Below are 15,946 nucleotides of genomic sequence, written 5' to 3' on the forward strand. Positions count from 1 at the left end.
GTTTCTTTAATTACTATTACTAATAAAATCTTCTTTTACCGGAAGATAATCCAATCTAATCTCTCCATTGACCTCTATGCGGTCAAAATATAATTTGGCCCCTATTGAATCTTCCATATCTGCGGCATTTTGCAAGCTTAAATGCAAATGAGCTTCCGTTGAATTTCCTGAGTTACCACATTTCGCAAGGATTTCTCCTTTACTTATATCCTGGCCTTCCTCAACAATAATAGAACCTTTCATTAAATGGGCCATAAGCACGAACTCATCCCTGTCGGTCTGCAATACAATCGTATTCCCTGTAAGCTCCTGCGGATTGGTTTCTCCCGGAATGTTGTCAGGGACACCATCAATAACTGTAATAACCCTGGCAGCGCAAGGAGCAATGATTTCCTCTCCGAAGGCAAAATAACTTTCATTATTCATGGGATCTCCATCATGAGAGGCTCCATCTTTTACCTTCAAGATGTCATAGGCATATTGCTGTGTCACCTCATTAAGGTGATAATTCTGAGTTTCAGTAACTCCTCCCCAATATACAAACCATTCTCCATTAAATGGCAAACTCATTATTGTTGTATTCCTTTCCAATAACGGGATCCCTAAGGGCTTTGGTTTGGAGATTAACAAACCGCTTATTTTACTCTCCGAGGATAAAGAAATTGTCAAATCCGCCACAGATTTGTCAAAAACCACCCTGTAAACATGAGCACCTTGACGTAGCGTATAAAACTGCATGGATTTAATCTCACCTGTCAACCGGTTTATATTATTCTCAAAGAAATTTCTGGTTTCGATTTTGGTAAAAGCATTTTTCATCCCGGCATCGTACAACTCGTATATTCCATCATAATCCCCACTATTAAAACGTTCAGCAAATACTGATACAAACCTTTCATAATTTGGTTGCTCAGCCTGCGAGAATAATTCCAGTGAGAATAATAACAATAAGAGTAATACAGGTCTCATTCTTTTTTATATTCACTTTTAACAACCCGCCTGGTCATATTATCTTTCGTTTTATCAAAGACATAATCTATTATCTGTTGCTGTCTTAGTTTAGAACGAACGGCACTGCCCGCTGAAGGAGATGCATAAAAGCGTCTTGAAGCCACGCGAAACTTTTGAGCTTCGCCATAATGAGTAAACATATGGCTCCATGCCCCCATATTCCTTGGTTCTTCTTGCGCCCAAACCCAATCATCAGCCTTTTTATACTTATTTATAATAGCGGTCATTTTTTGTTCAGGAACAGGAAATAATTGCTCAACTCGCACCAAAGCTACATCATCTCGTTTGTTTTCATCTTTAAATGCCAACAAGTCATAATAAAATTTCCCAGTACAAAAGACCACACTTCTAACCTTATTAATTTCAACACTTGCGTCATCAATTACTTCCTGAAAACCACCGCTGGAAAATTCTTCTACACCTGAAACAGCTTTTGGGTGACGCAACAAACTTTTAGGCGTAAATACAATTAAAGGTTTTCTGAAATTAGCTTTCATTTGTCTCCTTAGCAAATGATATATGTTTGCAGGGGTAGTACAATCTGCGACATACATATTGTCTCTTGCACATAGTTGAAGATACCTTTCCATTCTTGCCGATGAATGCTCAGCTCCCTGGCCCTCATATCCATGCGGTAAGAGCATTACCAGTCCGTTCTGTAATTTCCATTTATCTTCTGCTGCAGATATATACTGATCTATCATAATCTGAGCGCCATTACTAAAATCACCAAACTGTGCTTCCCAAATAGTTAAGGTATTTGGGCTGGCCATGGCATATCCATAGTCAAAACCTACTACGCCATATTCAGATAAAAGCGAATTATAAATCTGAAACCTTCCCTGATTATCATTGAGATTGTTTAATAACATTATCTCTTCTTCACTTTCTTCCACCTTCATCACTGCGTGACGGTGTGAAAAAGTTCCTCTTTCTACATCCTGCCCAGACATACGAACATCAAAGCCCTCTTCTAATAGGGTTCCATAGGCGAGTAATTCTCCCATTGCCCAATCCAGCTTATCTGTTTCGAAGAACATTTTTTTGCGATCCCCCACGAGTTTTTCAACTTTACGCAAAAACTTCTTATCCTTGGGTAATTGGGTAATGGTCTTTGCTATTTCAGTTAATTTTGCCTTATCATAAGAAGTGTCTACAGCATCTAACATTTCCCATTCACGGACATTTTGAAAACCACTCCACTCATCCGCCATAAAAGGAGTAATAATGGTTTTATCCTCTTTTCTTGAATCTTCTAATTCTTCTTCTAAACTAGCTTTATACTCCTGTTCCAGCTCTTTTACAAAATCTTTATCAATAATACCCTGGTCAATTAATTTTTCGGCATATATCTCTCTTGGGTTCTTATGCTTGGCTATTGCTTTATACAATTTAGGTTGTGTAAAGCGTGGTTCATCTCCTTCATTATGTCCATACTTTCTGTATCCTAACAAATCAAGAAAAACATCGCTTTTAAAGCGCATTCTATATTCTAAAGCAAATAGGGATGCGTGGACTACAGCCTCTACATCATCAGCATTCACATGTAAAACAGGGCTTAATGTAACTTTGCCGACATCTGTACAATATGTGGAAGATCTCCCATCGAGATAATTAGTAGTAAAACCAATTTGGTTGTTTACCACAATATGAATCGTACCATTGGTTTTATATCCGTCTAATTGTGCCATCTGCACTATTTCATAGGCTATTCCCTGTCCTGCAATTGCGGCATCACCGTGAACCACAATAGGTAAAACCTTAGAAAAATTTTCCGGATAATGTGTGTCTTGTTTTGCCCGGCTAATACCTTCCACAACCGCCCCAACGGTTTCCAGATGTGAAGGATTAGGCGCAATGTTCATGTTAATTTTGTTGCCATTATAAGTTTTACGCTCAGAGGTCCATCCCAAATGATATTTTACATCGCCGTCAAAAATTTCTTCCTCATAGTCCTTGCCATCAAACTCACTAAAAATATCTTTGGCAGACTTTCCAAAAATATTAGTTAAAACGTTAAGCCTTCCTCTATGGGCCATACCCATGACAAATTGCTTTACACCCATTTCAGCTGCCCTTTCAACCACAGCATCAATTGCCGGAATAAGCGATTCATTCCCCTCAAGTGAAAATCTTTTCTGACCCACATATTTAGTGTGTAAGAATGCCTCAAAAGATACAGCCTGATTAAGTTTTCGTAGTATTTGCTTCTTTCTGTCCTGGTTAAAATTCGGGTGATTGTCATTTACATTCAGCCACTCTTGTATCCATTGAACACGTTCAGGCTTTCTTATATACATATATTCTACCCCTATAGCATCACAATATATTCGTTGCAAATGGCTAATTATTTTACCCAGTTCCCTTGGACCTAACCCAATCACTTCACCGGCATTAAATATTGTGTTTAAGTCGGCCTGAGATAATCCGAAATTTTCTATTTCAAGCGTAGGTGTATATTTTCTTCTTTCTCTAACAGGATTGGTCTTGGTAAACAAATGGCCTCTACTTCGGTAAGCATCAATTAATTTTACCACCTGAAATTCTTTGTAGAGATTCTCGGGAATCGCTACCGATTTCCCATCAACAACCACAGAAGATCCAGTATGACCGTCTATGCCTACTTCATCCAGGGTACTTTCCATTCCAAAATCAAATCCCTGGAAAAAAGCACGCCAACTAGGTTCTACGCTATCAGGGTTTGTGAGATACCTGTCATATAATTCTGCAAAGAAAGACGTATGTGCTGTATTTAAAAAGGAATATTTATCCATGTACGCCAATTCAATATATTGTAAAAAATTAGGTCAAAAATACAATAATTAATAGTTTATGAGATTATATAGGAGTGTATTAATTGAAAATCATAGTTTATGGTCTTGAAACATTTATCCCGATATAAAACTTTTGTTTTAATAGCAGTATTTTCATTTGTGAGTTTAACTTCCTTTGCGCAGCAAATAAAGCCACAAAATGAGTTTTGGAGAAATGTCCGATTTGGAGGTGCATTAGGCCTTGGTTTCGGAAGCGACAGCTTTAGCATTGCCGTTGCTCCAAGTGCTGTTTATCAGGTAAGCGAGAAGTTTGGGACAGGATTGGCTTTGAATTTTGAATATTCCAAATTCGGAGATTCCGAATTTACGGCATACGGTGGGAGCATATTGAATTTTTTTAATCCAATCCCAGCCATTCAATTATCAGCTGTATTGCAGCAGTTAAGAGTTAGTACCAATTACAGTTCAACATCCATCTACTCGGATGAAAATTACTGGACTACCGCACTTTTTATGGGGGTTGGATACAGCACAAGAAATGTTACTTTTGGCATACAATACGACGTATTGCATAATGACCGAAGTATTTATGCAGATCCCTGGGTTCCTTTTGTACGGGTATTTTTTTAAATGGGCATTCTTCGTTACTATTGGTATTTCTGCCTAAACCATATTTTTTGCCATACTCTCTTTAAAATCAGAAAGGTATAATGATCACTGATATTCTGTTTCTCCGTTTCCAAAATTTGTCTGGCGGTATTTTCCGGTAAATCCACGATATAAAGAAGATTCACGAAATCTGAAAACTTCTCTTCAATAAGGAATTGAATGTTCTTTTGAAGTAAGTATTTTAATTCATTGGGATTGCTATCTTCAGGTAAATCCAAAGTTAAATTAGCCAGCCCAAAATCCTTTTTTAATTGCAGAATAAGATCTTTATACAGATGATGAGTATTGGCAAACTTTATTAGTTCTTCACTTTCTTTGAATACTGGTATCATAAAGAAATTCCCCCCTTATTTTAATTCCATCTAATGGAGTAGGCCACACCATCTTTCATGTATGGATACAAAGAAAAAGCATTATTTTATTTAATAAATGAGTTTGAAGCCTTTAACTTCTTATTTTTTGTTCCCAATCCCAGGCAGATTTCATAGCCTGGTCTAAAGTAGATCCTGCTTTCCAGCCTAAAATTTCATTGGCCTTTTTAGTATCCGCATATGCAGAAATTATATCACCTGACCGTCTTTCTACAATAGAATAATTAAGTTTCTTTCCTGAAATCCGTTCAAAACTAGAGATAACTTCAAGGACAGAACTACCCTCGCCTGTACCCACATTAAAAACTTCATAATTCTGTGGGTTCTTCCCATTCAAAAGTCGCTCCAAGGCCACAACATGGGCCTTTGCTAAATCAACCACATGAATATAATCTCTAATACAGGTGCCATCCGCTGTTGGATAATCATCGCCAAAAACAGAGAGTTGTTCCCTTAAACCAACCCCTGTTTGCGTAATAAAGGGAACTAAATTTTGAGGAACACCTATAGGTAATTCTCCTATCTCCGCGCTGGGGTGCGCACCCATAGGGTTAAAATATCTTAATGAGATGGCTTGTAGTTCCAGATTTACCTTACATGTATCACTAATTATTTCCTCTCCAATCTGTTTTGTATTACCGTAAGGTGATTCAGCCTTTTTTACAGGAGCATCCTCCGTAATGGGCATTTGGTCTGCTTGTCCGTAAACAGTGCAAGAGGAACTAAAAATAAAACTCTGCTTCTTATTTGCGGTTATTTCCTGAAGCAGATAGATTAGGGTATTTATATTGTTCTCGTAATATAATAAAGGTTTTTCCACACTTTCCCCAACCGCTTTAGATGCTGCAAAATGTATGGTCCCTTTAATATCGGCATGCCTTTTAAAAAAATCATAAACCTTTTCTCTCTGCCTTAAATTAATTTTCTCAAAGACGGGCATTTTTTTCGTAATTGCAAAAATACCATCCAAAACCTTCTCTGAAGAATTAGAACAATCATCAATAATAACAACTTCATAGCCAGAATTTTGTAACTCCACTACGGTATGCGAACCAATAAATCCGAGTCCGCCAGTTACAAGTATTTTCATATAAATAGTTCTAGTTTAAATGGATAGTCAATTTGACATAAACAGTAGTGTAAAATTAATTTTTTAAGAATTGAATTATCGTATCGGTGATAAATGAGATTTGGTCATCCTCCAATTCAGTATGCATGGGTAAGGATATAACCTCCTTAACAAGTTCATTGGTCACCGGAAAATCTGATTCTTTATAGCGTTTATCTAAATACGCTTTCTGTCTGTGTAAAGGTATTGGGTAATAAATTCCGAAAGGGATGTTCTTTTCCGCCAAATGCTCTGCCAACTCATCCCTTTTACCATTCATAATTCGAATTGTAAATTGATGAAATACGTGACAATCGCAGTTTTCACAAATTCCGGAACAATCAATCCCTGTTTTAGGTAAAATAATAAAATCTTGTCCCTGGAAAGCGTTCACATATTTTCGGGCAGCATCTCTTCGCCGGTTACAATAAGCGTCAAGATGTGGTAGTTTTGCTCTTAAAACGGCTGCCTGGAGAGTATCTAACCTGGAATTCACTCCAACGACATCATGATGATAACGGGTATACATTCCATGATTTACAATTCCTCTAATGGTATGAGCCAGTTCGTCATTATCCGTAAATATTGCTCCCCCGTCTCCATAGCATCCCAAATTTTTGGATGGAAAAAATGAGGTAGAGGCCACATGTCCAATAGCACCGGCTTTTTTCTTTGTTCCGTTTTTAAAAGTATAATCAGCCCCAATTGCCTGGGCGTTATCTTCAATAACAAAAAGCCCGTGTTTCTCAGCGATTTCCATAATGACATCCATATTCGCGCACTGCCCAAAAAGATGAACAGGTACGATGGCCTTGGTTTTGGAAGTTATCGCCTTTTCAATGGCAATCGGGTCAATATTAAAGGTGTCAGATTCAACATCTACCAATACCGGTGTTAGCCTTAATAAGGCTATTACTTCAACGGTAGCTGCAAAGGTAAAATCTGCCGTAATTACCTCATCTCCCGGTTGAAGCCCAAGGCCCATCATTGCAATTTGAAGGGCATCTGTACCATTAGCACAAGGAATTACATGCTTTACCTGCAAATAATCTTCCAGATCTTTTTGAAAGGCATGAACTTCGGGGCCATTTATAAAAGCGGCAGAATTCAATATCTGCGTTATGGACTCATCTACTTGCTTTTTAATACCCTGGTACTGTCCAACCAGGTCTACCATTTGTAGCTTTTTCATAAGTGCTTGTTAAGTGAGCAATAATACAAAAATAAGGAACCGCCACAATGAAATCTAACAAAGAAGCGTATTTTAGCTACAAATTCTCAGTACGTGTATATCCTCTATAATTTAGCAATATATATCACCTCGCTCTTTTTACCTATAATTGCTTTTTTCAGCACCAAAGTGAACCTTTTTATAAATGGAAGAAAGAATGTTTTTACGGAATTAAAAAAACAAATCACAGAAAAAGATTCCACTATTTGGGTACACGCCGCATCACTTGGCGAGTATGAGCAAGGCTTACCGATTGTAGAAAAATTGAAAGCAGAATATCCCTCTTTCAAAATTGTAGTTTCATTTTTTTCTCCATCTGGTTATGAAGTAATAAAACACAGGACTGAGGCCGATTTGGTAACCTATCTTCCTTTGGATACTACAATTAATGCTAAGAGATTTATTAAATACTTGCAACCTAAGATCGCCATTTTTATAAAATATGAAATATGGCCTAATATGCTCAAGGAACTTCATAAAAGCGGTATTCCTATACTACTTATTTCAGCAATTTTTAAAAGTGATCAGATCTATTTCAAATGGTATGGAGGATTTATGAGAAAAGCATTGCATAAGTTTTCCCACTTTTTTATTCAGGATTCAGAATCTGTCAAATTATTGAATTCTATTGGTCTCGATAATATCACGATAAGTGGTGACACAAGATTTGACAGGGTTTCTGAAATCTTGCAGCAAAATAATTCACTCGAATTTATGGATAGTTTTGCGCATAATTTCACCTGTTTTGTAATGGGCAGTACCTGGTCTGAGGATGAAGAAATTTTGGTTGATTATATCAATTCCTCTTCGCATGATATGAAATATGTGATTGCTCCTCACAGAATTATCCCAAAGGATATAGAGCGTCTGCGGGAAAGTATTAATAAGAATACCGTTTTGTTATCGGAATCTTCAGAAAATTTTACGGGAGACTCGCAAGTTCTGATCGTGGACACCATTGGACTATTGACAAAAATTTATAGCTATGCCGATATAGCCTATGTAGGAGGGGCGTTTTTAAAAGGTGGACTTCATAACACTCTGGAACCTTCAGTATTTGGAATTCCGGTAATTATAGGGCCTAATTATGCAGGATTTAAGGAAGCGGAAGAATTAGTTCAGCTAAATGGCATCTTTCCCGTGCATGATAAAGCCGAGTTTACCAAACTGGCAGATAAACTGTTTCTGGATTCTCATTTCAGACTTACAGCTGGTAAGATAAATGTTTCCTACATTAATAAAAACAAAGGGGCGAGCATCCAAGTAATGAATCATATCCGTACATTAATATAGCTATTCATTACATTTCGGATGAAAACCCAAAATAGGATCATCCGGCGAAGGGAATAGTGGTTCAAAGGAAAATCCAATTAATTAGAAACTGGCTGTTCTTTTGTAATTAAACCGAAAATAAGACTGATGAAATTTGCCCCTTTTCATACCTTATTGTTATGTGTATTGTTTTGTACTATTTCCTGCAGGGAAAGTGCAAAAGGAGTTGATGACCCCAAAACAAAACAAAATACTACTATAGATTCTCTACCTTATAATGACAATAAAAAAGACAGGGATTTAAAATCAAACCCAGGTTCTGTAAAGCCTACCAAAGAACAGCAAGACCGGGCAATTGAAAAAAAGAAAAAAACAAGTATTTTAGATTCTTTGAAACCCAAGACTGCCTGACTTCTATTTCAAATTTATTTTCTCTTCCTTTTTTTGCTAGATTTACCAAAACCAGCAAACCATGGACAAAAGGATTTTCAGAATTTCATTAACCGCCGCGCTGGCGGGTTTTTTATTTGGCTTTGATACCGTTGTAATAAGTGGTGCCAATTTACCAATTAAAGAATTGTGGAACACTTCACCATGGTTCCATGGTACTTTTATAATGTCTATGGCTTTATGGGGGACGGTAATAGGTTCTCTTTTTGGAGGCATCCCGTGTGATCTTTTTGGTCGAAAGAAGACCTTATTCTGGATTGGTGTTTTATATTTTGTCTCTGCCATGGGATCTGCTTTGGCTGTTGATCCCTATATGTTTTCATTCTTCAGATTTATTGGTGGGCTGGGGGTAGGCGCTTCCTCTGTCGCTGCTCCAATTTATATTTCAGAGATTTCATCATCTAAAAACCGGGGACAGTTGGTAGCTTTATATCAATTTAATATTGTCTTTGGAATTTTTATCGCTTTTATTTCCAATTATTTATTCAAAGGTTTTGATGGGGCCAATGATTGGCGTTGGATGCTTGGCGTGGAGGCTATTCCTGCTTTAATATATAGTTTAATGGTTCTAAAGATACCAAACAGCCCGCGCTGGTTAGTGATAAAAAAACAGGATGATGCGGGCGCAATAAAAGTATTGGAATATCTTTCAAACAAAGAACATGCCCGGGTAAAACTCGAAGAAATAAAGAATTCTTTTAATCCTACAGAAAAAAAAGAAAAGTTATTTACAAGCAAGTACAAAAAACCACTTATTCTCGCATTTTTACTTGCGTTCTTCAACCAATTATCCGGAATTAATTTTGTTCTTTACTACGCGCCGGAGATTTTAGAAAGAGCAGGTTTGGCTGCCAGAGAATCTTTATTCAGTTCTATTTCCATAGGAGTTGTCAATTTAATTTTTACCCTTGTAGGGATACGATTAATTGATAAAGTGGGAAGAAGAGAATTGATGAAAATAGGGTCGGTGGGTTATATCATAAGTCTCGCAATGGTTGGCTGGTGTTTTTACAGTGGAGCCAGTTCTACAATTCTTCTTGTCTTCATTCTCATTTTTATCGCCTCACATGCCATTGGACAAGGTGCGGTTATATGGGTTTTTATTTCCGAGATCTTTCCAAATAAAGTCAGAGCATTTGGGCAATCATGGGGTACCGGAACACATTGGATATTTGCGGCTTTAATCACTTTGCTTACTCCTATATTCCTCGATGCCAATGATGGTATCTTTAAGGACAACCCATGGCCAATCTTTCTGTTTTTTGCATTTATGATGGTACTACAATTGTTATTTGTATTATTTATGATGCCTGAAACCAAAGGAATTTCACTTGAAGAACTAGGAAAAAAGTTAAGTCCGGATAAAAATTCGTGAAAAAAGTAAAATACCTTTTACCGAAAATTCAGGTATTACATCTCAAAAAGGCCCATTCCGATTGACTTTTAGTCGAAATATGGCATACCAAATGTAATTTTATTGTCATAAATATGTACATTGTAGGAAATTATATGAATTATGGAAGATCAATTATCTTTTGGCACAAAGCTCCTTAACGGGTTCCTTAGCATAATGGTAGTGGTTTTGGTCTTAATTCTGGCTGCCGTTGTAATTACCCTTATTTTGGCAGGCCTGGGATTCTTTTAAACAGGACGCAAATCCAAATTTCCCCAATCTTACCCTTTAATATTTATCTTATAACTTATTTATACTTCTTATCTCATTTTGTATTAATTCAAATACAATCAATCATTGTCTGACCTTAGGTTTAAAAAGTGGTGTTCATAATAAGCCTGGTGAAATTAGTTTCTTTAAAACCTTTTGGAATCTATATTTCCACAAAACTTATTGTCAATTCACTTCCTTAATTTAATATTCCGGATTATAACAGTCTACTTATGTATATTGCAAATAGAAACTTTAAACGGGATTTAATGCGCTTTTGCACGCTGGTATATTTTCTTTTAATAATTTCAGGGCTTTTTGGTTGTAAAAATTTCGAGAAAACCAGGACCATCAAATTGGCCCACGGCCTTGATGTAAACCACTCTGTTCACTTAGCTATGGTCAAAATGGGCGTAGATCTAAATGAGCTTTCAGACGGCAAACTCATTCTTGAAATTTATCCCAGTCAGCAACTGGGAACGGAGCGTCAATGTCTGGAATTATTACAAATTGGAAGCCTTGATATGACTAAAGTTTCTGTCGGCGTTTTAGAAAATTTTGCTCCCAAAATGAAAGTGTTAGGGCTCCCTTTCCTTTTTAGAGACAGGGAACATGCATTTAAAGTTTTGGACGGACCAGTTGGGAGACAACTATTGGAAGATGGCGAGAAATACTGGCTTAAAGGTTTAGGCTATTACGATGCGGGCAGTAGAAGTTTTTATACAAAAGACAGGCCTATAAATTCGCCTGAGGACCTTGATGGACTAAAAATAAGGGTCATGGAAAGTGTTACAGCAATAGATATGGTAACAAGTTTAGGCGGCTCCCCAACACCTATATCCTGGGGTGAATTGTACACTTCTCTGCAACAAGGAGTCGTGGATGGTGCAGAAAACAATCCCCCAAGTTTTTATTTATCACGTCATTATGAAGTTTGCAAATACTATTCGCTGGATGAGCATACTGTGCTTCCCGATGTACTTCTTGCGGGCACTCATTTATGGAAAAGACTTTCTTCAGAAGAAAAGGAGTGGCTAACCCAAGCCGTAGAAAACTCTATAAGTTACCAGCGAAAATTATGGATGGAGTCTGAGAAAGAAGCATTAGACGCAGTACAGGAAGCCGGTGTTAAGATTATTAGACCAGATAAAACCCTATTTTCGGAAAAAATTAAGGGCATTTATGAACAGTACAAAGTGAATGAAGAACTTTATAGATTAATACAAGAGATTCAGGAAACCCGATAAAATGGAACTAAGGAATAAGATCGACAAGGTTTTGGCCAGGGTGTTAATAATCATAATGAGTATAATGGTTATTAATGTTCTATGGCAGGTATTTAGCAGATATTTCCTTGGTGCGCCCAGTTCCTTTACCGATGAACTGGCCAGGTACCTGATGATATGGATTGGGATTTTGGGAGCTGCCTACGTTTCGGGCCGAAATAAACATGTTGCCATAGATGTACTCCCCTCGCGTTTAAGTGCAAAGACTCAAAAAAAATTAAAATTAATAGTCCGTATTTTAATTATTCTATTCTGCTTGTTTGCATTAGTTATAGGCGGTTCCAGATTGGTTTATGTCACCTTTGTATTGGATCAATATTCCCCTGCATTACAAGTTCCTTTAGCTGTAGTATATATGATTATACCTATAAGCGGCTTGTTGATCATATATTACAAGATCTCTGATATTTTAAATCAATAAATCCTATGGAATATATTCCTGTACTTGTTTTGATTATCAGCTTTATATGCTTGCTGGCTATAGGTACTCCTGTGGCGTGGAGTATAACAATATCCGCGTTGCTTACAATGTTGGTGAGCATCCCTGCATTACCTGCATTTACAACAGTCTCTCAACGCATTGGGACAGGATTAGACAGTTTTGCGCTCCTGGCTATTCCGTTTTTTATTCTCTCGGGTGAGTTAATGAACAAAGGAGGTATTGCTCACAGGTTGATTGCCTTTGCAAAAACATTAGTTGGGGCCCTACCAGGTGGCTTAGCTCTTATTAACATCATTTCAGCCATGCTAATGGGTGCTATTGCAGGTTCTGCTATGGCATCGGCATCGGCCATGGGCAGTATATTAGGTCCTGAAATGGAAAAAGACGGATACTCAAGGGAATTTGGTGCTGCTGTAAATATTACTTCTGCAACCACCGGACTCCTAATTCCTCCCAGCAATGTGCTGATAGTATATTCCCTGGCTAGTGGGGGTGCATCTATCGCGGCCTTATTTTTAGCCGGCTATATTCCCGGAATACTTACAGGTTTGTTGCTAATGCTTGTTGCTTCTTTTTGGGCAAGGAAAAAAGGGTACAAGGTTGGAAAGCGAAGTACATTCAAGAATATAATAAAAACATTTATTGATGCTGTCCCCAGCTTATTTATGTTGGTAGTGGTTATAGGAGGCATCGTAACAGGGATTTTTACAGCTACGGAAGCATCGGCCATTGCAGTGCTTTACAGCGTTGTCCTTGGTTTTATTTATAAGGAAATTACTTTTGAGAAACTTCCTCAAATTTTATTGGATTCATCTTCTACAACAGCCATTGTAATGTTATTGATAGGTGCATCAATGAGCATGTCATGGGCGCTTTCTTTTGAAAATATCCCTCAGGACATCAGTACCGGTTTATTGAGCATTAGTGATAATAAGATTATAATATTACTTATCATAAACCTTCTGCTTCTGTTCGTTGGAATATTTATGGATATGACTCCCGCTGTCCTTATTTTTACCCCAATATTTTTACCAGTAGTGATGAAGCTGGGACTAGATCCGGTGCATTTTGGCATTATTATGATTTTAAACCTCTGTATTGGTTTATGTACTCCCCCGGTTGGATCTGTATTATTTGTTGGAGTAGGAATCGCCAATACCACTATCGAAAAAGTAATAAAACCCCTCCTGCCCTTGTTTGTAGTAATGATCATTGCGCTGTTCCTGATCACTTATTTACCTCAACTAAGCCTTTGGCTACCAGGTTTGTTTGATTTGTAGTGGAAGGAATTAGTCTGTTTCCAAAAATAAAAAGCCCATTCTTAAAACTCAGCTAAAAGTTAAATTTGAATATTTTCGTGATCACAATCTGAAAGTATACCGCACTTTTAATACAATCTGTTCATTTTGCAGCGTCCATCGGTCTGTAATATCATCTAGTGTATTGTGATTATAGACTAAAAATATATCTCCCTGGGGTGAAAATATCCAATGAATACGAGCATTTACCCCTAAAATCCTGCTATCTGTATCATATTGACCATAGGCATTTAACTGCAGATCGGAGGTAACATTAAACCGTACACGCATACCCACCAGGGTCTGATCAAAATCTCCCCAGGGCAATCGACCAATATTCCGGACTCCACTGAATTCAAATCCCATCAATGAACTCGGATTCCAGTTCAATTCCAATTCCAATTCATCTAACGTCCCGTCATAAAAAGAACCAAACCACCAACTTACCTGACCATTTAGGCGTCTTTTAGCAGCAAATTGAGCTTCCAATCGGTATCGTATAAAGTGGTATTTATCTACCGGGATAGTAACACCATCAGCTATTTCAAAGGGTTCAGTGATATTCTCGCCCACAGGTCTTACATTCATTTCTATTCGGTCACCACTTTCCAATCGCCAGTTAACAGGTGCCGTAAATAAGCTATAGGACTGCCATTCCCCGTTAATGCTCTTTACGTAGCTGGCAAAAACCTCATAAAACATTTGCCTCACTAAAGGCCAATTGGGCCTGGGAGCGTATACAGTACCTAATCTCGAATAATGAACACCCTGTCGGGGTACAAACCCAAGAGAGGGATCAAAGTCTTCCCCTATGCGGGAATACGTTAAGGACAAGTCCCATTTGTCATTTGGGTAGTCTACTTTAAAACCAAAGGCAGATCTGTCATTCATTAAATCCTCCCGATCTGCATACAATGCCCATGCACCGGCAATTAAATTCTTATTTCCTTTAAATCGAGTAGTTTGATAGGTAAAATCCAACCCGGACATGAAGCTGCCATCCCGGCCTAAAGGATCTCCTACGGATGCTATAAGCCCCACAGAACTTTCCTTGAAAACATTCTGCCTTACGCGCATCACACCCATAGTGGTGGCATCATAGGATGAGCCTGCTGAATCAAAAGCATCAGTTCGCACTCCCAAGCCGCCAAAAGCTGTATTTCCAACCCTGCCATTAATCTTAGCTCCTGCAATTATGGGCACTTGTTCGTTATCAACAAGCCCTATTCTTCTGCTAAAGAAAGGCAGGACCGTATTGCTTCCTGTACCGAAACCAAATTCAAATATATCTGACCCTTCCAGAAAAAATGCTCGTTTCTCCGGAAAAAAAAGAGGGAAGCGTGTCAGATTTGTTTGTCTTGTATCTACTTCTGTTTCGGCAAAATCAGTATTCACGGTTACAGTTGCCAATACATTTGGTCCTATCCTCTGACTGGCGTCCAGACTTGGTTCCAGTTTAAAAATTGTCGCCGCATCAGCACCTTCTTTATTCAATGAACTTACTAAGGATGGCCTCACACTTAAACCCCAACCGTAATTGAAAACAGGTAAATTAGTTAAAAGACCCGCCCTGCTTGTCTGCCCAAAAAACTGATCGCGCTCTACATTTGCCCAGCGAATCGTTTCCTGATTTCTTTGTATACGACGTTCAATATTAAAACCCCATTCTGTTAATCCCTTTTTAAAATAAATACTTTGAATAGGCAGTCGTATCTCTGCATTCCAACCATTTTCATCAATAGATACGCGGGCTTCCCAAATGGTATCCCAGTCTTCATTTTCAGATTCTCCTCTGTTGGATACCAGCGCGTCATAGCGAGCTGCATTAGCGTTAACCGCCAAAATATAGCCCGACTGCCCGTCCAAAAATGGATCAATCACCACTTTGATATGATCTTCATTGGATATATCTGTATCTCTAAGTTTGGAAAACCTGACAATCCTATCCGGATCAGGATCTTTACATTCTACCCCAATAAAAATAGCCTTTTCCGTTGCAATAACGCGCACCAAGGTTGGCGCAGAAGGCATGCCCCTTTCTACCGGTTCAGTTGTAAGGAAGGAATCCATAACCGGAGTATTTTGCCAATCCTCTTCATTTAGGACTCCATCTATTATTATTTCACCAGCCAAGCTTCCAGCCTGGAGTGAAGGCCTTTCAGATACCTGGCTTTGAGCCAAAGCATGGAAGACCAATAATAATCCAAGAAAAAGGAAGGGCCTTTTAACTAAAAACACTGTCGGCAAATTATTTGAATTAAAGATACAGTTATTGCGTTGGAATTTTTCGCGAAAATATATTCCTTGGGGATTAACTCAGAAGAAAAATAAAGTTTTTTCTTTTTTTTGCCAGAAGAGATTTTAAGTAATA

Annotated in this window: 14 protein-coding genes; 8 read left to right on the forward strand and 6 right to left on the reverse strand. The window is 38.0% G+C overall.

Features of this window, described 5'->3' with window-relative positions:
- Window positions 1-6 precede the first annotated feature (6 nt).
- Window positions 7-969, reverse strand: a complete 963-nt coding sequence (locus tag ABJH90_RS05905) for a peptidoglycan DD-metalloendopeptidase family protein (protein ID WP_348137491.1) — start codon at window positions 967-969, stop codon at window positions 7-9.
- Entirely contained in the window at window positions 966-3,785 is a 2,820-nt protein-coding gene (locus ABJH90_RS05910; protein WP_348137493.1) for a 2-oxoglutarate dehydrogenase E1 component, read from the reverse strand. The genes ABJH90_RS05905 and ABJH90_RS05910 overlap by 4 nt, the downstream gene beginning before the upstream one ends.
- Before the next feature lie 99 nt (window positions 3,786-3,884).
- Between ABJH90_RS05910 and ABJH90_RS05915 the strand changes: the two genes are divergently transcribed.
- The gene (locus tag ABJH90_RS05915; RefSeq protein ID WP_348137495.1) at window positions 3,885-4,415 is read left to right on the forward strand and encodes an alpha-ketoglutarate decarboxylase; all 531 of its coding nucleotides are present in this window, start codon (window positions 3,885-3,887) and stop codon (window positions 4,413-4,415) included.
- A 17-nt stretch (window positions 4,416-4,432) separates the two neighbouring features.
- Here the strand turns inward: ABJH90_RS05915 and ABJH90_RS05920 are convergent, their stop codons facing one another.
- The 3 genes from ABJH90_RS05920 to ABJH90_RS05930 form a co-directional block, all read right to left on the reverse strand.
- Window positions 4,433-4,786, reverse strand: coding sequence for a hypothetical protein (locus tag ABJH90_RS05920; protein ID WP_348137497.1), 354 nt, complete (start codon window positions 4,784-4,786; stop codon window positions 4,433-4,435).
- Window positions 4,787-4,898: 112 nt separating this feature from the next.
- Window positions 4,899-5,915 carry a UDP-glucose 4-epimerase GalE gene (gene galE / locus ABJH90_RS05925; protein WP_348137499.1) on the reverse strand — a complete coding sequence of 339 codons (1,017 nt, stop codon included), beginning with the start codon at window positions 5,913-5,915 and terminating at the stop codon, window positions 4,899-4,901.
- Window positions 5,916-5,970: 55 nt separating this feature from the next.
- Entirely contained in the window at window positions 5,971-7,125 is a 1,155-nt protein-coding gene (locus tag ABJH90_RS05930; protein ID WP_348137501.1) for a DegT/DnrJ/EryC1/StrS family aminotransferase, read from the reverse strand.
- Between the two features lie 93 nt (window positions 7,126-7,218).
- Here ABJH90_RS05930 and ABJH90_RS05935 point away from each other — a divergent pair, with 93 nt between their 5' ends.
- The 7 genes from ABJH90_RS05935 to ABJH90_RS05965 all read left to right on the forward strand — a co-directional run bounded on the left by ABJH90_RS05935 (window position 7,219) and on the right by ABJH90_RS05965 (window position 13,557).
- Complete coding sequence (locus ABJH90_RS05935) at window positions 7,219-8,457, forward strand: glycosyltransferase N-terminal domain-containing protein (RefSeq protein ID WP_348137503.1); 1,239 nt, start codon at window positions 7,219-7,221, stop codon at window positions 8,455-8,457.
- A 126-nt stretch (window positions 8,458-8,583) separates the two neighbouring features.
- Window positions 8,584-8,847, forward strand: coding sequence for a hypothetical protein (locus ABJH90_RS05940; RefSeq protein ID WP_348137505.1), 264 nt, complete (start codon window positions 8,584-8,586; stop codon window positions 8,845-8,847).
- Between the two features lie 61 nt (window positions 8,848-8,908).
- The gene (locus ABJH90_RS05945; RefSeq protein WP_348137507.1) at window positions 8,909-10,261 is read left to right on the forward strand and encodes a sugar porter family MFS transporter; all 1,353 of its coding nucleotides are present in this window, start codon (window positions 8,909-8,911) and stop codon (window positions 10,259-10,261) included.
- Between the two features lie 141 nt (window positions 10,262-10,402).
- Window positions 10,403-10,531: a hypothetical protein gene (locus ABJH90_RS05950; protein WP_348137509.1), complete on the forward strand. Its 129-nt coding sequence runs from the start codon at window positions 10,403-10,405 to the stop codon at window positions 10,529-10,531.
- A 287-nt stretch (window positions 10,532-10,818) separates the two neighbouring features.
- Window positions 10,819-11,796, forward strand: a complete 978-nt coding sequence (locus ABJH90_RS05955; protein WP_348137511.1) for a TRAP transporter substrate-binding protein — start codon at window positions 10,819-10,821, stop codon at window positions 11,794-11,796.
- A gap of 1 nt (window position 11,797) precedes the next feature.
- Window positions 11,798-12,256 (forward strand): TRAP transporter small permease, encoded by a 459-nt coding sequence (locus tag ABJH90_RS05960; RefSeq protein WP_348137513.1) that lies wholly within the window; start codon window positions 11,798-11,800, stop codon window positions 12,254-12,256.
- 5 nt (window positions 12,257-12,261) lie between these two features.
- Window positions 12,262-13,557 carry a TRAP transporter large permease gene (locus ABJH90_RS05965; protein ID WP_348137515.1) on the forward strand — a complete coding sequence of 432 codons (1,296 nt, stop codon included), beginning with the start codon at window positions 12,262-12,264 and terminating at the stop codon, window positions 13,555-13,557.
- Between the two features lie 81 nt (window positions 13,558-13,638).
- On the opposite strand, the gene ABJH90_RS05970 is transcribed toward ABJH90_RS05965, so the two are convergent.
- Window positions 13,639-15,813, reverse strand: a complete 2,175-nt coding sequence (locus tag ABJH90_RS05970; RefSeq protein WP_348137517.1) for a DUF5916 domain-containing protein — start codon at window positions 15,811-15,813, stop codon at window positions 13,639-13,641.
- Window positions 15,814-15,946 lie beyond the last annotated feature (133 nt).

It is taken from the genome of Eudoraea sp., from assembly GCF_039969275.1.
GTDB lineage: Bacteria > Bacteroidota > Bacteroidia > Flavobacteriales > Flavobacteriaceae > Eudoraea.